This is a genomic window from Amycolatopsis sp. NPDC114504 (assembly GCF_055633595.1).
Map to the genome: position 1 here is coordinate 1,438,126 of NZ_JBVKDU010000002.1, position 18,212 is coordinate 1,456,337.

At 67.2% G+C, this 18,212-nt stretch carries 19 protein-coding genes, 1 tRNA gene and 1 pseudogene; 16 read left to right on the top strand and 5 right to left on the bottom strand.

What is annotated here, in order from left to right:
• Positions 1-36 precede the first annotated feature (36 nt).
• The 4 genes from ACZ7PG_RS18765 (at position 37) to ACZ7PG_RS18780 (ending at position 4,119) form a co-directional block, all read left to right on the top strand.
• A complete protein-coding gene (locus ACZ7PG_RS18765) occupies positions 37-1,116 on the top strand; it encodes a Gfo/Idh/MocA family protein (protein WP_470240287.1) in 1,080 nt (359 codons plus the stop codon).
• Positions 1,117-1,167: 51 nt separating this feature from the next.
• A complete protein-coding gene (locus tag ACZ7PG_RS18770) occupies positions 1,168-1,950 on the top strand; it encodes an alpha/beta fold hydrolase (protein WP_470240288.1) in 783 nt (260 codons plus the stop codon).
• Positions 1,951-2,060: 110 nt separating this feature from the next.
• Positions 2,061-3,755 carry a bifunctional metallophosphatase/5'-nucleotidase gene (locus tag ACZ7PG_RS18775; protein ID WP_470240289.1) on the top strand — a complete coding sequence of 565 codons (1,695 nt, stop codon included), beginning with the start codon at positions 2,061-2,063 and terminating at the stop codon, positions 3,753-3,755.
• A gap of 37 nt (positions 3,756-3,792) precedes the next feature.
• Positions 3,793-4,119, top strand: coding sequence for an MmcQ/YjbR family DNA-binding protein (locus ACZ7PG_RS18780; RefSeq protein WP_470240290.1), 327 nt, complete (start codon positions 3,793-3,795; stop codon positions 4,117-4,119).
• Here the strand turns inward: ACZ7PG_RS18780 and ACZ7PG_RS18785 are convergent.
• Positions 4,109-4,636, bottom strand: coding sequence for a GNAT family N-acetyltransferase (locus tag ACZ7PG_RS18785; RefSeq protein WP_470240291.1), 528 nt, complete (start codon positions 4,634-4,636; stop codon positions 4,109-4,111). The genes ACZ7PG_RS18780 and ACZ7PG_RS18785 overlap by 11 nt on opposite strands.
• Before the next feature lie 100 nt (positions 4,637-4,736).
• On the opposite strand from ACZ7PG_RS18785, the gene ACZ7PG_RS18790 reads away from it, so the two are divergent.
• Complete coding sequence (locus ACZ7PG_RS18790; RefSeq protein ID WP_470240292.1) at positions 4,737-5,387, top strand: hypothetical protein; 651 nt, start codon at positions 4,737-4,739, stop codon at positions 5,385-5,387.
• Here ACZ7PG_RS18790 and ACZ7PG_RS18795 read toward each other — a convergent pair.
• Positions 5,384-6,442 carry a cytochrome P450 gene (locus ACZ7PG_RS18795; RefSeq protein WP_470240293.1) on the bottom strand — a complete coding sequence of 353 codons (1,059 nt, stop codon included), beginning with the start codon at positions 6,440-6,442 and terminating at the stop codon, positions 5,384-5,386. The genes ACZ7PG_RS18790 and ACZ7PG_RS18795 overlap by 4 nt on opposite strands.
• Before the next feature lie 177 nt (positions 6,443-6,619).
• Between ACZ7PG_RS18795 and ACZ7PG_RS18800 the strand changes: the two genes are divergently transcribed.
• The 6 genes from ACZ7PG_RS18800 to ACZ7PG_RS18825 all read left to right on the top strand — a co-directional run bounded on the left by ACZ7PG_RS18800 (position 6,620) and on the right by ACZ7PG_RS18825 (position 12,149).
• Entirely contained in the window at positions 6,620-6,970 is a 351-nt protein-coding gene (locus ACZ7PG_RS18800; RefSeq protein WP_470240294.1) for a YciI family protein, read from the top strand.
• Positions 6,967-8,160 carry an RNA polymerase sigma factor gene (locus ACZ7PG_RS18805; protein ID WP_470240295.1) on the top strand — a complete coding sequence of 398 codons (1,194 nt, stop codon included), beginning with the start codon at positions 6,967-6,969 and terminating at the stop codon, positions 8,158-8,160. Before ACZ7PG_RS18800 ends, ACZ7PG_RS18805 begins: the two co-directional genes overlap by 4 nt.
• 745 nt (positions 8,161-8,905) lie before the next feature.
• Positions 8,906-9,673 (top strand): hypothetical protein, encoded by a 768-nt coding sequence (locus tag ACZ7PG_RS18810; protein WP_470240296.1) that lies wholly within the window; start codon positions 8,906-8,908, stop codon positions 9,671-9,673.
• Between the two features lie 656 nt (positions 9,674-10,329).
• Positions 10,330-11,103, top strand: a complete 774-nt coding sequence (locus ACZ7PG_RS18815) for a hypothetical protein (protein ID WP_470240297.1) — start codon at positions 10,330-10,332, stop codon at positions 11,101-11,103.
• Positions 11,104-11,287: 184 nt separating this feature from the next.
• Complete coding sequence (locus ACZ7PG_RS18820; RefSeq protein WP_470240799.1) at positions 11,288-11,500, top strand: SLATT domain-containing protein; 213 nt, start codon at positions 11,288-11,290, stop codon at positions 11,498-11,500.
• The gene (locus tag ACZ7PG_RS18825) at positions 11,430-12,149 is read left to right on the top strand and encodes an SLATT domain-containing protein (protein ID WP_470240298.1); all 720 of its coding nucleotides are present in this window, start codon (positions 11,430-11,432) and stop codon (positions 12,147-12,149) included. The genes ACZ7PG_RS18820 and ACZ7PG_RS18825 overlap by 71 nt, the downstream gene beginning before the upstream one ends.
• Positions 12,150-12,271: 122 nt before the next feature.
• Here ACZ7PG_RS18825 and ACZ7PG_RS18830 read toward each other — a convergent pair whose 3' ends face one another.
• Entirely contained in the window at positions 12,272-12,862 is a 591-nt protein-coding gene (locus ACZ7PG_RS18830; protein ID WP_470240299.1) for a YdcF family protein, read from the bottom strand.
• An 89-nt stretch (positions 12,863-12,951) separates the two neighbouring features.
• On the opposite strand from ACZ7PG_RS18830, the pseudogene ACZ7PG_RS18835 reads away from it, so the two are divergent.
• From ACZ7PG_RS18835 to ACZ7PG_RS18845, 3 genes and pseudogenes are all read left to right on the top strand, one after another.
• Positions 12,952-13,494: pseudogene (locus ACZ7PG_RS18835) on the top strand (replication initiator); the annotation flags it as partial.
• 59 nt (positions 13,495-13,553) lie between these two features.
• The gene (locus tag ACZ7PG_RS18840; RefSeq protein ID WP_470240800.1) at positions 13,554-13,730 is read left to right on the top strand and encodes an excisionase family DNA-binding protein; all 177 of its coding nucleotides are present in this window, start codon (positions 13,554-13,556) and stop codon (positions 13,728-13,730) included.
• Between the two features lies 1 nt (position 13,731).
• Positions 13,732-14,913 carry a tyrosine-type recombinase/integrase gene (locus ACZ7PG_RS18845; RefSeq protein WP_470240300.1) on the top strand — a complete coding sequence of 394 codons (1,182 nt, stop codon included), beginning with the start codon at positions 13,732-13,734 and terminating at the stop codon, positions 14,911-14,913.
• A 94-nt stretch (positions 14,914-15,007) separates the two neighbouring features.
• Here ACZ7PG_RS18845 and ACZ7PG_RS18850 read toward each other — a convergent pair.
• Positions 15,008-15,078: transfer RNA gene (locus ACZ7PG_RS18850), tRNA-Gly, on the bottom strand.
• Between the two features lie 109 nt (positions 15,079-15,187).
• Here ACZ7PG_RS18850 and ACZ7PG_RS18855 point away from each other — a divergent pair.
• Together ACZ7PG_RS18855 and dcd are read left to right on the top strand one after the other, a co-directional pair.
• Positions 15,188-16,381, top strand: a complete 1,194-nt coding sequence (locus tag ACZ7PG_RS18855) for an oxygenase MpaB family protein (RefSeq protein WP_470240301.1) — start codon at positions 15,188-15,190, stop codon at positions 16,379-16,381.
• Positions 16,382-16,404: 23 nt separating this feature from the next.
• Positions 16,405-16,986, top strand: a complete 582-nt coding sequence (gene dcd / locus ACZ7PG_RS18860; RefSeq protein WP_329053741.1) for a dCTP deaminase — start codon at positions 16,405-16,407, stop codon at positions 16,984-16,986.
• On the opposite strand, the gene ACZ7PG_RS18865 is transcribed toward dcd, so the two are convergent.
• Positions 16,983-18,179 carry an FAD-dependent oxidoreductase gene (locus ACZ7PG_RS18865; RefSeq protein ID WP_470240302.1) on the bottom strand — a complete coding sequence of 399 codons (1,197 nt, stop codon included), beginning with the start codon at positions 18,177-18,179 and terminating at the stop codon, positions 16,983-16,985. The two genes, dcd and ACZ7PG_RS18865, sit on opposite strands and share 4 nt — an antisense overlap.
• Positions 18,180-18,212 lie beyond the last annotated feature (33 nt).

The window sequence follows — 18,212 nt, forward strand, 5'->3', positions numbered from 1 at the left end:
GTCGAAGACTTGTACAGGGCAAGGGAAGGAACGCTCATGGCACCGGTCCGGGTCGGCATCGTCGGGCTCAGCGCGAACGGCGGCTGGGCCGCCACCGCGCACGTGCCCGCGCTGGCCGCCGTGGACGGCTACGAGCTCCGCGCGCTGAGCGGGAGCAGCGCCGAGTCGGCGCGGGTGGCCGGGGAGAAGTACGGCGTGCCGCTGACCTTCGGCGACGCCGGGGAGCTGGCGCGGCACCCGGAGGTCGACCTGGTCGTCGTCGCGGTGAAGGTGAGCGAGCACCGCGCGCTGATCGAGCCCGCGCTGGCCGCGGGCAAGCAGGTGCTGAGCGAGTGGCCGCTCGGCGTGAGCCTGGCCGAAACCGAGGCGCTGGCCGAGGCCGCGCGGGGGAAACCGACCGCCGTCGGCCTGCAGGGGCGGTCCGCGCCCGCGTTGCGCTACCTGCGCGACCTCATCAAGGACGGCTACGTCGGCCGCGTGCTCTCGACGTCGTTGATCGGCTCGGGCGGCAACTGGGGGCCGTCGGTCCGGGCCGGGCGCGACTACCAGCTGCACCCCGAAGGCGGGGCGACGATGCTGACGATCCCGTTCGCGCACACCGTCGACGCGTTCGACATGGTGCTCGGCCGGTTCGCCGAGCTGTCGGCGACGATGGCGACCGTCCGGTCCCGGGTGCGCGACGAGGTCACCGGCGACTCGGTCGTGATGACCGCGCCGGACCAGATCGCCGTCAACGGCGTGCTGAACGGCGGCGCGGTCGCGTCGCTGCACCTGCGCGGCGGGTCGTCGCCCGCCACGGACTTCCACTGGGAGATCAACGGCACCGAGGGCACCCTGGTCGTCACCGCGGCGGACCCGCTGTTCTGGATCGCGAAGCTGACGTTGCGCGGCAGCCGGACCGGCGTGCTGGAGAAGCTGACCGTGCCCACCCGGTACGAGCTGCCGCAGCTGGCCGGGCGCAGCGCCGAGCCGTCGTACAACGTCGCGCACGCCTACGCCCGGCACCTCAAGGGCGACCTGCCGGACTTCGCGCACGCCCTGCGCGTGCACCGCGTGCTCGACGCCGTCCAGCGGTCCGCCGACGCCGGGACGCGGGTTCACCCGGACGCAGAGTAACTGTTACCGACGGTAGTAGCTTTTCCGCGGACCCCGACCTACTCTCGGGTAATGGACGACGTTGTCTACGACCGCGCGGGCCGGGGCGAGCCGCTGGTGCTGATCCACGGCATCGGCCACCGCCGTCAGGCGTGGGCGCCGGTGTTTCCGCTGCTCACGCCGCATCGCGACGTCATCGCCGTGGACCTGCCGGGCTTCGGCGAGTCGCCCGAGCCCGCCGGTGGGTACGGCGTCGAGCCCGCGCTGGTGATGTTCAAGGAGCTCTTCACCGAGCTGGGTCTCGACCGCCCGCACGTCGCCGGCAACTCGCTCGGCGGCCTGCTGTCGCTGGCGCTCGGCCAGGCCGGGCTCGTCCGCAGCGTCACGGCGTTGTCGCCGGCCGGGCTGTGGACCCGGCCGCAGAAGATGTACGCGATCGCCACGCTCAAGGCCCACCGCGCGCTCGCCCAGCGCACGCCACCGCACGTCGTGCGCCGCATCGCCGCGACGCCGGCCGGGCGCCGGGCGCTGGTCGGGATGATCGTCGGGAAGCCGGGCCTGCTGACCCCGGACGCCGTCGTCGAGGACGCCCACGCGCTCGCGACCGCGCCGGGGTTCGAGCCGACCGCCGCGCAGTCGCGCGGGGACTTCCGGTTCACCGGCCCGGTCACCGGCGTCCCGGTGACCATCGCCTGGGCCGAGCACGACCGGATCCTCGCCCGGCCACGCGTCGCCGACCTGCGGAAGGTCGCTCCTCGCGGGACGTTCCGGCTGTTGCCCGGCTGCGGGCACGTGCCGATGAACGACGACCCCGAACTCGTCGCGCGGGTGCTGCTCCAGGGAAGCGTTAGGTGACATTCGCTTTACGTCCGTCTTTTGACCCTGGTAGCTGACTGTTCCGCGAGGCAGAATCCTCCGCCGTGCGCCCGTTTGGGGACCTTGGGCGCGAATCGGAGGAAACACGCATGAGGCTTTCAACCCGGCTCGTGGTGCTCGCCGCGGCCGCGCTGGCGACGACCGCGGTGACCACCGCGCCCGCGTCCGCGGGCCAGCGCCCGGACCCCACCACCGACGTCCGGATCATCGGGTTCAACGACCTGCACGGCAACCTCGAGCCGCCGACCGGCTCCAGCGGTCGCGTCGTGCAGTCCGACGGGACCACTGTGGACGCCGGCGGTGCCGCTTACCTGGCCACGCACGTGAAGCAGCTGCGGTCGCAGGTGCGCGACTCGTTCGTCGTGTCCGCCGGCGACAACGTCGGCGCGTCGCCGCTGACCTCGGCGCTGTTCCACGACGAGCCGACCATCGACTTCCTGAACATGCTGGGCGTCAACGCGTCCGTCGTCGGGAACCACGAGTTCGACGAGGGCTACAAGGAACTGCAGCGCATGCAGTTCGGCGGCTGCCACCCGACGGACGGTTGCCAGTTCGACAAGACCTTCAGTGGTGCGAAGTTCCCCTTCCTCGGGTCCAATGTGTACTTCACCAACGGCCTGCCCGCGTTGTTGCCGTTCACCGTCAAGTTTGAGGGCGGCGTGCCGATCGGCGTCATCGGCGCGACGCTGAAGGACCTGCCGTCGGTCGTCACGCCGGAGGCGATCAAGGGCCTGAAGTTCGGCGACGAGGTCGAGGCGATCAACCGCACGGCGAACCTGCTCGACTTCTTCGGCGTCAAGGCCCAGGTCGTGCTCATGCACCAGGGTGACAGCACCGAGCTCGAGGGGCCGAACGACTGCAAGGTCCTGCCGGGCCCGGCCACCGCGATCGCGAAGGCCGTGACCCCGAAGGTCGACGCGATCTTCACCGGCCACAGCCACCAGCAGTACAACTGCGTGATCAACGACCCGGCCGGCCAGCCGCGCCCGGTCATCCAGAGCGCGTCGTTCGGCCGTCTGCTGTCCGTCGTGGACCTGAAGATCAACCTGAAGACGCGCGACGTCGTCCGGTCGGCGACGCAGGCCCGCAACGAGATCGTCACGCGCACGGTCACCCCGGACCCGGCGGTGGCGGCGCTGGTCGCCAACGCCGTGGCGAAGTCGGGCCCGATCGCGAACAAGCAGGTCGGCACCATCACCGCGGACCTGCCGGCGGCGGGCAACGCGGCCGGCGAGTCGCCGCTCGGCGACGTCATCGCCGACGCGCAGCTCGCGGGCACGCAGTCGAACAGCGCGGTCATCGCGATGACCAACCCGGGCGGCATCCGCGCCGACATCACCTACGCGTCGTCCCCGGCCGGCGAAGGCAACGGCGTGGTGACCTACGGCGAGGCGTTCAAGGTCCAGCCGTTCTCGAACATCATGCAGACGATCACGCTGACCGGCGCGAACCTGAAGAACGTGCTGGAGCAGCAGTGGGCGCCGGGGGTGAACCCGAAGTTCCTGCAGATCTCGAGCTCGCTGCACTACAGCTGGTCGGCGTCCGCGCCGCAGGGCTCGCGGGTTTCGAACATCACGGTGAACGGCACGCCGGTCGACCCGGCGGCGACGTTCCGCGTGTCGGTGAACAACTTCCTCGCCGCCGGCGGGGACGGCTTCACCGAGTTCACCAAGGGCACGAACCTGGCCGGCGGGCCGGTCGACCTGGACGCGCTCGTCGCGTACCTGGGCGCCCACCCGAACGTGGCCCCGCCCGTGGCGGACCGGATCACCCAGCTGCCGTAGTCCGGTTTTTCCAAGACGCCGGGTCGAGAATGAACCCATGACGACTTGGGAAGACGTCGTCCGCCTGGCCTCGGAACTCCCCGAGGTCGAGGCGGCGACCTGGTACCGCACGCCCGCGCTGAAGGTGGCGGGCAAGGGTTTCGCGCGGCTGCGCACCGAGGCCGAAGGCGGCCTGGTCGTGATGTGCGGGCTCGACGAGAAGGCCGCGTTGCTGGACTCCGGCGACGCGGCCTTCTTCACGACAGCGCACTACGACGGGTACGGCTCGATCATCGTCGACCTCGAGAAGGTCGACGTCGATCAGCTGCGCGAGCTGCTCGAAGAGGCGTGGCGGCTGAAGGCGCCCAAGCGGCTCACCACTTGAGCTCGCCCTTGAGCATGCTCATCAGGATCATGTCGTGGCGCTCGCCGTCCATCGCGACGAACGCCTCGCGGTGGCGGCCGTCCTCGGAGAACCCGACCTTGCGGTAGACGTGCCGCGCGCGCTCGTTCTCGGCGACCACCCAGAGCGTGATCATGTGCAGGCGCATGGAGTTGAAGCCGTAGCGGCACATCAGGCGCAGGGCTTCGGTGCCGTAGCCGCCGCCGTTGCGGTAGCCGGCATCGCCGATGTAGATGTCCAGCTCGGCGTTGCCGATCTCGGGTTCGGCGTCCCGGAGGTCGACGATGCCGATGAGCTTGCCGTCGGCCTCGATCCCGAGGACGACGAGCTCGTAGCTGTTGACCGGGCGTTCTTCGGCGCGTTTGCGGATCTGCGCGAGCGACCGCGGGTGGCTGTTGTTCATCCACCGGCCGACCTCGGGATCGCTCAGCCACGGGTGGATCTTCTCGGCGTCCTCCGGCTCGAGCGCGCGCAGCCGGACCAGTTGACCTTCGAGCATGGCCTCATCGTGCCCGAATCCGCCGCGGGGTTCGCCTGGTTTTCGCCGTCCGGGCGACCCGGCTCCCGGCCCGCGGTCGCCCGATGGTGGGATATGGCGCATGTCGACCGAATGGCCGCTGCGCCAGGATCCGGAAGCGCCGGTCATCATCGCTCTGGCCCTGGTGAACGCCCCCGACGCCCTCGGCTTCGTCGTGCTGGACGACGAGGACGACTGGTTCATCAGCGACGGCACCGAGCTGTCCGACGACGTGGTGGTCAACCGCGAGAGCTTCGGCAAGATGTCGGTGCGGGAGGCCCTCGAGCTGCTCCCGCAGCTGGCCGCGCTCGCCGGCCTGCCGACGGGGATGGCCGCCGACTGGGACCCCGAGCGCCGCACGTGGCTGCTGTCGTCGGTGACCGGTTCCGACGACGAAGACGAGGACATCCGCCTGCTGTCCCAGCGCCGCGCGGCCTGGGAGTTCGCCGGCTCGCCCGACGACGAGGCCCAGATCAGCACCGGCCTCACCGAGATCCCGGCCGGCTGGCAGCAGCCGGTCCGCGCGGTCCGCCAGGTCGTCCGCGAGCAGGACGGCACCTGGCTGTTCGTCGGTTTCGAGGTCCCCGAGGCGGAGGACTTCGAGGTCGAGGGCCTGGAGCTGGAGCACGTCGCGAACCTGTACCCGGACGTCCGGGCGGTCCTGAAGGCGGCGCCGGGCCAGGTCTACGACCGCGAGACGCCGGAGTCCGACTGGGAGCTCGTCGAGGGTTAGACCTCGACCGGTAGGTGGAACAGCCCGCGCGTGATCGGGCTCGGCCACCAGCCGAGTTCGGCTTCTGGTCGGGAGAGCCGCGCCGTCGGCAGCCGGCGGAGCACCGTCTCGAAGGCGACGTCAGCCTGCAAGCGGGCCAACGCGGCGCCGATGCAGAGGTGCGGCCCGGCGCCGAACGCGAGGTGTCGCCGGTCGGCAGCACGTCGTCCCGGTCGGAACGCGTCCGCGTCGTCGAACGCGGCGGGATCCCGGTTGGCCGCCAGCACCGAGACCAGGATCGGGTCGCCGGGCCGCATGACCTGCCCGCCGATCTCGACGTCTTCGGTCGGAAAACGCCAGGTCGCGTTCTGCAGCGGCGAATGCAGCCGCAGCGTCTCCTCGATGACGGCGGCGCGGTGGGCCGGGTCGGTCCGTGCTCGCGCGGCTTCTTCCGGATGGGTCAGCAGCGCGAGCGCGCCGGTCGAAATCAGCCCGACCGTCGTTTCGTGGCCGCCGATGAGGATCAGGAAGGCCGTCGACGTCACCTCGTCGGCGGACAGCGTGCCCGCGGACTCCTGCGCGACGAGGTCGCTGATCAGGTCGGTCCCCGGCGTCGCGCGCTTGGCGTCGACGACCTCGGTGACCAGCCGTTCCAGGACGTCGGTGGCTTCGCGGACCTTCGAGCCGTCGGTGTCGTCGGCCGAGTCGATGACCAGCGACCACTCGTGGACGTCCTCGCGGTACCGCTCCGGCACGCCGAGCAGGTCGCAGATGATCGCGATCGGCAGCGGGTAGGCGAGTTCGGTGACGAGGTCGCCGTGCCCGCGTTCCGCGATGGCGCCGACCAGGTCTTCGGTCACCGTCCGGGCGCGTTCGCGCAGGTTCTCCATCCGGCGCGAGCCGAACGCGCCGGCGCACGCGCGGCGCAACCGCGCGTGGTCGGGCGGATCGGTGTTGATCATGTTCGACGCGAGCGACGGCCGGTGGTCGAGCGGCAGACCCATGCCGGAGCGCCGCCACTCGTCGTTGCCGGCGAACGGGCTCTTGACCAAGGCGGGGTGGTCGAGCGCCGCCACGCGTACGCGGGTGAGGGGTCGCGATCGAAGTCCGGACCGAACAGCGCGGGCTCTCCCATGCCTCCCACCTTGCCCGCGAAACTTTTCCGGCGACAAGTGTCCCGGCGCGCCTTCGCCCGTTCGTCCTTACAGTGAAAGCCGGCGATCGGCGCCGGTCAGGATCTGTGAGGAGCAGCCATGCCCCAGTACGCCGCGATCATCTTCGCCTCCGACGTCGACCCGACCAAGCCCGAGGCCGCGGACCTGATGAAGGACTACAACGAGTTCCACGACGGCGCCCAGGCCGTGATCCGCGGCGGCGCGGCGCTGTACCCGACCGCGACCGCGACGACGGTCCGCGTCACCGGCGGCAAGGGCGGCGACGTCGTCACCAGCGACGGCCCGTACGCGGAGACGAAGGAAGCCCTGACCGGCTTCTACCTCATCGAATGCGCCGACCTCGACGAAGCCGTCAAGGTCGCGTCGCGCATCCCGGGCGCCTGGGACGGCGCCATCGAAGTCCGGCCGGTCGTCGACTTCAGCAAGTGACGCACGCCGGGGACGCGGTCGCGCGGCTGGTCCGGGACGAGGGCACCCGGGTACTGGCCACGCTGGTCCGCGTCACCGGCAGCGTCGACCTGGCCCAGGACGCCGTCCAGGACGCCGTCGTGCGCGCGCTGGAGACGTGGCCGCGCGACGGCGTCCCGGACAACCCCCGCGGCTGGCTCCTGGTGGCGGCCCGCCGTCGCGCGGTGGACGTCGTCCGCCGCGAAGCGAAGCGGCTCGGGAAGGAGGCGGACGCGATGCCCGCCTTCGACCCGTTCCCCGACCCGGTCTCGGTCCGCGACGACCTCCTGCGGTTGGTGTTCACGTGCTGTCACCCGGCGTTGTCGGTGGACGCGCAGGTCGCCTTGGCGCTTCGGACGTTGGGCGGTTTGTCGACGGCGGAGGTCGCCCGCGGCCTGCTGGTCCCCGAAGCGACGATGGCGAAGCGCCTGACGCGCGCGAAGCAGAAGATCGCCCAGGCCCGGATTCCGTACCGGGTGCCGTCCGCCTCGGAATTGCCGTTGCGCCTTTCCGGAGTGGCGTCGACGGTGTACTTGATCTTCAACGAGGGTTACACGGGCCGGGCCGCTCTCATCGACGAGGCCGTCCGCCTGGCGCGCCTCCTGGCGGAGTTGATGCCCGACGAGCCGACGGCGCTGGGGCTCTTGTCGTTGGTGCTGCTGCAGGACGCCCGGCGGGCGGCGCGCTTCGACTCGTCCGGTCTGCCGGTGTTGCTGGCCGCGCAGGATCGCTCGGCGTGGGACGGTTCGCTGATCAAGGAAGGCGTCGAACTGGTGGGCGTGGGGCTGCGCCGGACGCCATCGGTCCCGAACCCGTACGTCGTCCAGGCGGCGATCGCGGCCTGCCACGACCTGGCGCCGTCGTACGCGGAGACGAACTGGGACGCGGTGATCTCCTGGTACGACGTGCTGGTGTCGGTCCAGGACACCCCGGTGGTCCACTTGAACCGCGCGGCCGCCGTAGCGGAGCGCGACGGACCCGCCGCGGCTTTGGCACTGGTGGATGAACTGCCGGATCTGGCGGAGTATCCCTGGTGGCACGCGTCCCGAGCGGAACTGCTGTTCCGCCTGGATTTCGCCGAAGCCGCCGCAGAAGCGCTTTCCCACGCCGTGGCGACCGGTCTTCCCGCCGCGCACGCCGCCCATTTGCGAAATCGGCTGAATCCGCGGTAGTCGGCGAGGTCACCGTTTCGGGCGACCGCCGGATGGCCGCTTTCCCGATGGCGATTCCGGCTCGACACTGGATCGCGGCGCAGATCCGGGGAGAGGCGAAATGATGCACGGATCGCCCGCACCGGTGCGGTTCCGGGGCCGGCTGTACTTGTCCACGGTGGACACTTCCTCCGCCGGCACGGTGGAGTACTGCTCGTCGGAGAACGGGAGCGACTGGTCGAAAAAGGCCGATCTCACCGCGAAGAACAAGGCGCGCAGTGCCGGCCCGCTCGTGCCGATCGTCGTGTTCGAAAAGCTTCCTGGTCTACCGGGACCGGAAGGACCGTTCGAAACCCATGCTGTGCCAGTCGTCCGACGGCAGCGAGTGGTTCCCGCCGGCGGCGGGGAACGGCGGAGATCCACACGGTCTACAGCATCGACGGCTGCAGCTGGAACGTCGCCGCGACCGTCACCGATCAGTACTTTCCGACGTCGGCGAAACCCGTTCTCCGCTTGCACCGCGGCACGTTGTTCGCGTTCTACCGCTACAGCGAACTGCTCACCGTCGTCGAAAGCCCGGACGGCCGGAGCTGGCGCAAGCGGCAGCACATCCGCGACGGGCAGACCAGGAGCCGTCGGCAACCCGCCCCGGCGGTCTACGACAACCAGCTGCTCTTGTTCTTCATCGGCACCTCGGACAACCACGTGGGGCCCGGAAATCCGGATCTCCGAGCGCAACCACGCCAGCGCCGACGGCGACCTGGAAGTGCTGGCCGACGATTTCGGCCTCGACGTCGGCTACCGGTCGACGAAGAACGACGGCACCGGTATCGCCGCGTTCAAAGCCACCTGGCGCCGCGAATGGTCGATGCGGCTGACCGACGTCCCGGGCCATCGGCACCAAGGGGCTGCGCGAAACCTGCCCATCCAATCGATGGTGCCCTACCGCGACTGGTTCCTGTTGCCCTACAACGCGCGGCTCGGCAACCAGGGGTTCCTCTACATCCTCGACCGCGAATGGAAGATGCCCACCAGGAAGATCACGATCCCCGAGCGGGGCCTCAACCACCCCGGCGGCGCCCAGGTGATCGGCGACTACCTCGCCGTCGCGCTGGAGGACGACGACACCACGCGGGGTTGCGTGCGCTTCTACGACCTCGGCAAGCTGACCGACAGCGCCGACCCGAAGCTCCTCGACCTGCGCGTGGACACCGGCGAGGCGGCGAACGCCGTGGGCATCGCCGACATCGACGCCGGCGCGGCCCGGCGGTACGTGATGGGCGTTTACGCGGGCGGGGAGGTGCGGTTCTACGAATCGAACGCGTTCCCCCTGAGCGACCGGCGTTGCCAGTTCACGCGCCGCTTCTCCGCGGAGACGGGCAGCCCCGGCCCCGACAACACGTGGTCGCAGTCGATCCACTTCCGCTTCGGCGCGGAGATCCTCGACGAGAACACGATCGACCTGTTCGCGTCCGACCGCAACTTCTCCCGGATCACCGACCCGGTGCTGTTCTACAACCGATTCACCCGGTGACAACCAAAAAGGGTGCCACTCGAATCGGGAGACACCCTTTTTGCTATTGGAGCGGATGACGGGAATCGAACCCGCGTATTCAGCTTGGGAACCAAGGGTGATCATGGCCGATAGTGGCTCTGAACTGGGGACCGGGCTACCTGCCGTCGGCCGCCGTTGACCGGCCTGAATGGCACGGCAATGGCACGCCGCCGCTTACCCACTTCCCTCCCTTCACCCCGATACGAAGCCCGCACGCGGCCGGCGGTGCCGGGTCAAGGCACGTTTTCCCGCCTTGACGCGGTGTCGCCGGACGTTGTCACGATCCGGCTTCGGGGTGGACCCTGGTGACCCCGTGCGTAACGATCGGGGCCCTGAGAGCGACCGTGACGACATGGCTCTCGATGGGGAGGCTCCTCCGGCCCTGGGTAAGTGGCGCTACGTACGCGTCCCACTGGCGGCCGCGCCGCCCGGCCGGTGGGCGAAGCGGAGCGGCAGCCCGCCGCGCCGGAGCGGGCGCGGTCGCCCAGGTGACCGGCTCGGTACCGCACCGGCGCGCCGCCCGCTGGCGGCGCGCCCGTGATCCCATAGAGCCAAGTTCGGCAACCACGGCGTACCGAGGCATGCGATCCTGACCCTGAAATCAAGAAGTTGCAGCACTCAGGCAAGATAGTGTGGTGACGATCGTGAGTGAAACGACAGAGACCTGTTTCTACATATGCCCAATCGGGTCGCCTGAATCAACAACGCGCAAGCGCAGCAGCCAGATATTCCAGCATATCATCAGTGCGACTCTGACTCCCATGAATTTCTCGGTCACGCGTGCTGATCAAATGGATCAATCTGGATTGATTACTTCTCAGATCATCGATGGACTTCTTACTAGTGACCTTGTCATAGCCGACCTGACAGACCACAACCCTAATGTATTTTACGAGTTGGCCATCCGGCACGCCGTTGCGAAACCATTCATTCAGATAATTGCTGAAGATCAGAAGGTACCCTTCGATATTCAGGGTTTGCGTACGATTCTTGTTGATCATAGGGACCTCGACTCGGTCTTTGAAGCTAAGGAGACCCTGGCAGGAATGGTAGACAGTATACGTTCGGGAAAGAGCGTTGAAACACCACTTACCTACACCCTTAATATCCAGTCACTTGCTCAATCTGATGACTCTGAGGCTCGCGGAATTGCTGATATTATCGCCGAGATCCAGAGTCTAAAGTCCATAGTCAGAGATAGTGAGCACTCGAACCCCAGGCTCGCCGTTTCAAGGGAAATAGCAAGAGAGACAGCCCCTTTTCGTTCTCTTTTGGATCAAATGGCTAAGGATGGGCGCTTGGAAGCCGACGACTTTAGGTTCTTGATGAGCACGTCTACATCTAAAACGTTAGCGAAATGGGCAAGCGGAAGAATCAGTGCACTCTTTCCTGACGAGCCCCCCTTCTGATAAATATTCGCATTGAAAGCTGGATTTGGACCGCGCAAAGTGCTTCAGTAGGACTGGTTTACGATTGCGTATTTATGTCGATTGACTCGCCCGCGCTCCCAGTACACTAAAGCGGTAGCGTAAAAGCCGTACTTCCGGCATGATATCCTTCATGTCAGAAGAACGCGCTGTCGGCCCCGCAGACATGCCTCAATTGTTCCTAGCCGCGGATGCCACCTCCCTTTCGGGCCAGAAGCAATACGTGAGATGCACTACGGCGCGCCTGGTTCTAATCGTCCTTGCGGCTGCCGCAGGTATAGTCTCCTGGCGTGTAGGTGCTTCCAAGATTGACCTCCTTTCCGTTGTCGGTCTTGTCCTATTTATCGGAGCGCTATCCATCGAGAGCGCGCTTTGGTGAAATCGGCCTGATAGAAATTGGTACGACGGTCGGGCTGTCGCTGAATCGGTCAAAAACTCTTGCCTGGAAGTTTGCTGTTTACGCGCAGCCTTTCCCTGTAGATATGGATAACGAAAGTGCGGTTCGTGAATTTCTCGGCCGCCTGGGAAAGTTGAGGGACCAGTTTAGCGGTCTTGATCTCGTTGCGGTTAACGCGAGCATGGTGTCCGAATGGATGCAAGATCAGCGACGGGCGAGTTGGGCGCAGAGAAAAGAGTTCTGCCTTCGCAACCGGATTGATCATCAGAAGGACTGGTACCACAGAAAGGCGAAATATAACCGGCAAAGGTCTGTCCAATGGCGATTCGTGCTAGTTGGACTAGAGGTTGCTGGGGCGATCGGATCATTGATCGAAGCCTTGACGCAGGCTGGAGTTCTACTCGGCCCTGCCATTGCCGCTGTAGTCGGTGCCATAGTTGCTTGGATTGAGACCAAGCAGCACGATTTCCTTGCACGCGCCTACGGTGCTGCGGTAACGGACCTATCTCAAGTCGAGGCTAAGCTACAAATTGCGGATTCTGAGCGAGCGTGGTCAATTGAAGCCAACGACGCAGAGGATGCAATTAGTAGAGAGCACACTCTTTGGCTCGCGTCTCGTTCCCAACTATAACTGCGTCCCGTTTCTATCACCGATACCACATCTGAGAGCGATTCGACGAAAGGCTGATATGGAAACTTCTCATGTGTAGTTCTTATCCAAGATGGCCAAGTGTAAACATTAGCTGGTGCAGTTCAGATAATCCTCTTAGTAAAACCCTTGCTAATTAGGGCTTCTTGACATTGCCTAACGTTCTTGGGTAGGTCTTGCTCAATCGCAAAGTCGCGCGCGGCGTACACGGTGATGCGCTGAGTGTCGCCGACGAGCATGTTGATGACGCGGTCGAAGTCGCCGATGCTCTCGATGTACTCGTCCAGGGGCAGGGGCTGCGACGCGCAGATGACGTCGACTTCGGGCCAGAGCTTCTTGCACGTCGCATACGCCCGTCGCTGCTGATACGGGCGCGAGATCAGCATGACCGACTTGACCTCGATCCCCCGCGCCTCCAGCAGCTTCCGGCTAAGCGTGATGTTGTCCCCAGTGTTCCGCGCCTCCGGCTCAACCAGGATCGCTTCATCCGGAACCCCCAAGTCCAGCGCGTGCTGCAGGTAGTGCACAGCCTCCCCGCGTGGGAACCGCTCGACGGTCGTCGGTGCGTTGGCCCCGGTGAAGACAATCCACGGGAAGTATTCCCGCTGGTACAGCTCCGCAGCGTAGGTGGCGACGCCGAGATCGTGGCTCCCCAGACCGATCCCGACGTCGGTGGGCCGTAGTTCGTGGTGCATGTCGTGGTAGTCCCAGAGCGTTTGGACGTCGGCGCGGAGGTTGTCCGGCAGGTGGTCGAGCGCTCGGTCATGCAGGAACTCCGGAGTCAGAGGCCGGCCGTCACATCGGCTACCTGACGAAGTACCTCACCAAGTCCACCGGTGAGGTAGTCGAAGCCAACGGCGCAGCACAGGTCGCTCACCACGACCGGCTTCACGCGGAACTGGCGATCGCCCCGTGCTCGCCGCGCTGTGCGGTCTGGCTGCTCTACGGCGTCCAACCCAAGGGCGTCAACAGCAAGACGACTCCCGGGCACTGCAAGGGACGGGCTCATCGGCAGACCACCCTCGGGCTTCCGGGGCGCCGCGTGCTGGTGTCGCGGAAGTGGTCGGGCAAGACGCTCGTGGACCACAAAGCCGACCGCAAGGCCTTCGTGAAGCAAGCCCTCGCGGTGGTCGGGATCGAGAAGCCCGAACCCGATCCCGCCCGGCTCGTCTGGCGCAAGGTCGAGTCCACCGATGCTCACGTCCCACCCCGGGATCACCTCGTCATGCGCGCCATCGCCGAGCGGATCACGTGGAAGGCCGAATATGACCGGGCGCTACTCGCAGCGGGACCGCCAGAAACTTCGGCAACTCGGCAAGCGGCCTGATCAGGAAGGGGGAACGGATGGAGACGAAGTACCTGACGGTCGACTAAGCGGCCGAGTACCTGAACACCGGAGTCCGGTTCGTGCGTCGACTCATCGCGGAACGGCGGATCGCCTTTCACAAGGCCGGCGCGCACGTACGGCTGGCGGTGGTCGATCTGGAGGAATTCATGCAATTGGGACGCGTCGAGCCGATCACCCGCGCTTCGGTTCGCCGAGATCTCGGAAGGGCGGCCTGAAATGGCGAACAAGCATGGGCACCGAGGGTTCGGAAGCGTTCGGCAACTGCCGTCGGGTCGCTGGCAGGCCCGATATCCCGGGCCGGACGGCATCACGAGGACGGCGCCCAACACCTTCGAGACGAAGCGGACGGCGGAACGTTGGCTGTCCGAGGTCGAAACGCAGATCGCGCACGGCGACTGGATCGACCCGGAACGGGCGAAGCGCAAGCTCCGCGACTACGCGGACCAGTGGATCACGGAGCGGCCGGGACTGCGTCCGCGCACGGTCGAGCTGTACAAGTGGCTGCTGCGCAAGCACATTGATCCCGGTCTCGGTGGGGTGGAGTTGGGCAAGCTCTCCCCAGCCTTGGTGAGGCAGTGGCGGTCGGATCGGTTGGCGGCGGGCGTCTCGGAGTCGGTGACAGCCAAGTCGTATCGGCTGCTGCGGGCGATCCTGAACACGGCCGTTGATGAGGACAAGATCCTCCCGCGTAACCCCTGCCGGGTCCGTGGTGCTGACAAGGAGAACCCTGACGAACGGCCGGTCATCACCGTGGCCCAGGTCTTCGACTTGGGCCACGGTCGGGTGCCGGAGCGGTTCCGGGCGCTGGTCCTGCTTGCCGCGTTCGGGTCGCTGCGGTGGGGTGAGGTGACGGCGCTTCGCCGGTGTGACGTGGCTGAGGACGCGTCGTGGGTGCGGGTGTCGCGGGCCATGGTCGAGGTCCCCGGCCGTGGGCTCGTCGTCGGTCCGCCGAAGTCGCGGGCTGGTGTTCGGACGCTGATCATTCCGACGGCGGTTCGCCGTGACCTGCTGCGGCACCTGGACACCTGGGTCAAGCCGGAGCAGGACGCGCTGCTCTTCACGGGTGAGCGAGCTGGGCACGCGGTCCGCCGGCCCAACTTCAGTCAACGGACCAGGTGGACGGAGGTCGTGGAGAAGATGGGGCTCAAGGGCCTGCACTTCCATGATCTCCGGCACGCCGGGAACATCTGGGCGTCGAAGGCGGGCACGTCGACCAAGGACCTGATGGCGCGGATGGGGCACGACGACATGCGGGCGGCCCTGATCTACCAGTGGGCGACCAGCGACGCCGACAAGCAGATCGCGGACCGGCTGTCCAAGCTCGTCGACCGGCACCGCAAGGGAACCACCCCGGACGACGACGAAGATCAGGACAGCCAACCGGTCCCGGTCGGCTAATGGCACATTAATGGCACGCGAGAAGTGAAGACCGGAGATAGAGAAAGCCCCAGGTCCACAGTAGACACCGTGTGACCTGGGGCTTCTCTCTGAGAGCGGATGACGGGAATCGAACCCGCGTATTCAGCTTGGGAAGCTGATGTTCTACCATTGAACTACATCCGCAGTGTGTCGCCAGCATACACGGCGGCGTGATCCCCGTGTCCAGACCCTCCCTCCTTGACGTTCGCGCTTCAAGTGACAACACTTGTTGTCGACCTTGGAGGTGAGCGCCGTGGACGATCCTGAGCTGTTCCGGCACGGTGGGTTCCGGCTGGCTCAACGACTGTTCGTCGACGGGGACATCCGGGGTGACGAGCGGCAGGTCGCGCGGCTGCGGGAGTTCGCTCAGGTCCAGGACCGGCGGGCCGACGACGTCGTCGCCTGGATGGCGCGGCAACCGAAAGGGCAGGGACGCAGGCTGTTCGAGGATGCCCTCAAGGACGGCGTCAAAGAAGAAGGTCCGCTCAAGGCCTTCTTCGACGAGGTCGACGCCAAGCCCTACTGGGTCGACGACGAGCGGCTCGAGCGTGGTGCCAGGGCGATCACCCGGGCCGGGCTGCTCGGCCTCTTCCCTCTTGGCGACATGTCGCTCATGGGCGGCTACCTCGCGTCGCGCGCCACGAAAGCCCTGGTCGGGACCGGGGAGATCGAATACCAGGCCACGCGGCGGCTCGTCGAGACCGCCACCTGGTGGATCGACGTCACGACTCCCGGTGCCCTCAAGCACGGTGAGCAGGGCTATGCCTCCGCGCTGCGGATCCGGCTCGTGCACGCCCACCTGCGCGCCGCCATGAACCGGCGGGACGACTGGGACTACGACGCCTGGGATCGGCCCGTCAACCAGGTCCAGACCGCCGGCACCCTCCTCCTCTTCTCGCTCGTCTACGTCTTCGGCACGCAGCTGCTCGGCCTTCGCTACTCCGCGCGCGAGCGCGGCGACATCCTGCACCTCTGGCGCTACATCGGGTGGCTCATGGGTGTCGACGACGAGTTGCTGCCCACCTCCGAAGAGGACGCCTGGCGGCTGCTCTGGCTGCTCGCCGCCACCGAGTTCATCCCGGACGACGACTCGAAGCGGCTCGCCAAGGCGCTGGTCGAGGCCAACGCCGCCGTCGGTGAGGGGCGCGGGCCTGTCGGGAAGGTGCTCTCGCACGTCTCCGTCGCCGTGCACTCGTCGATCAGCCGGCTCGTGCTCGGGAAGACCAATGCCGACTTCCTCGGGCTGCCGAACGACCCCGTCGCGCAGGCCGCGATCGTCGCTGTGGCAGGCGTCAACTTCGCCGCCGAGACCGTGCGGCGGTTCATCCCCGGGGCCACCGCGCTGCAGGAACGGATCGGTGAGGCCGGGCGCCGCGGGTACGTGAAGCGGCTCGAGAAGATCTTCGCGCCGGACACGACCTACGCGCAGCACATGCGGGCCGCCTGATCCCACCGGATAGGCTTCCGCCCGTGCTGCTCAGTGACCGTGACCTCCGCAAAGAGCTCGACGCCGGCCGGCTCGGCATCGACCCCTTCGACGCCGGCATGGTTCAGCCGTCGAGCGTCGATGTCCGGCTTGACCGGTACTTCCGCGTCTTCAACAACAGCAAGTACACCCACATCGACCCGCAGCTGCAGCAGGACGACCTGACCTCCCTGGTCGAAAAGGAGGGCGACGAGCCCTTCGTGCTGCACCCGGGTGAGTTCGTGCTCGGCTCGACGTTCGAGCTCGTCACCCTGGCCGACGACCTCGCCGGCCGTCTCGAAGGCAAGTCGTCGCTCGGCCGGCTCGGGCTGCTCACGCACTCGACCGCCGGGTTCATCGACCCGGGCTTCTCCGGGCACATCACCCTGGAACTGTCGAACGTCGCGAACCTGCCGATCACGCTCTGGCCGGGCATGAAGATCGGCCAGCTGTGCATCTTCCGGCTCTCCAGCGCGGCCGAGTTCCCGTACGGCTCGAGTGAGGCCGGGTCCCGCTACCAGGGGCAGCGCGGCCCGACCCCGAGCCGGGCGTACAAGAACTTCCACCGCGTCGACACCTGGCGCTAGGCGGAGATCTTTTCGTTCCAGTCGATGCGGTGGTTCCACATGAAGGCGTTCGGGTCCTCGTCGAACGGCTTCGAGAACACCCGCTTGATGAAGAAGTCGCGGATGACGCGCCCGACCGGGCCGATCACCTTCTGGTCGCCGTTGCGCTTCCCGGCCGCGACCACGGCTTCGACGCGCTCGCGCCGCAGACCCTCGTAGGTGGCCAATGCCCGCGCGACGTCCGGCACGTCGCGCAGGCACTTGCCCAGCGTGACGGCGTCTTCGATGGCCATCGACGCGCCCTGGCCCGCCGCCGGCGACGTCGCGTGCGCCGCGTCGCCGATGATCACCATGCGGCCGCGGTGCCAGACCGGGACCGTCGGGAAGTCGAACGTCGGCCACGCCGGGTAGACCTCGCGGGTCGCGCGGATGATGTCCGCCGCCGGCGTCCGGTCGGGCGCCACCAGGTGCAGCAGCTCGGCGCGCAGTTTCTCGCCGGCCAGCGTCGCCAGTTCGGACGTGGTCGGCTCGGTCTTGCGCGCCGGGTTCGCGAACCACCAGACGCGCCCGTCGACCGGGCTGACGACGTGGCAGAAGAACACGCGCTTGCCGAACACCATGTTCAGCACGCCCGGCTCGTCCGGCAGGGTCAGGCCTTCGGCGAACCCGCCGGTGTTGAGCAGCGGCACGTACCGCGGCGCCGGCGCGTCCGGATCGATGATCGTGCGGACGCGCGAACGGAGCCCGTCGGCGCCGACCAGCAGGTCGCCGGTTGCGTGTGAGCCGTCCGAGAAGTCCGCTCTGACCTGCGAAGACGTCTGGCTCGCGCCGATCAGGCGTTTGCCGTACTCGGCGTGGATCCCGCGCCGGGTGGCCTCGTCGCGCAGGGCGACGTAGAGGTCGGAGCGCAGCACGGTCTGGCTCACCGTGCCGTCCGGCAGCGTGCCGCCGAGGGTGAACTCGGTCAGCCGGGTGCCGTTGCCGAGCCCGATCGACATGCGCGGCGAGTCGAAGCCCGTGCTCTTGACGACGTCCTTGAGGCCCAGCGGCAGCAGCGCGTCCAGGCCGTTCACCGCCAGGGTGAGGAACGCGCCGACGCCCTCCGCGCCCCGGTCGTACGCCTCGAACAACACGGGTTCGTGCCCGGCCTCGTGCAGGGCGATGGCCGTGATCGTGCCCGCGATGCCGCCCCCGATGATCAGTGCCTTGGTCATCTCGTTCGTCCCCTCGAATCTCTTAGAAACTAA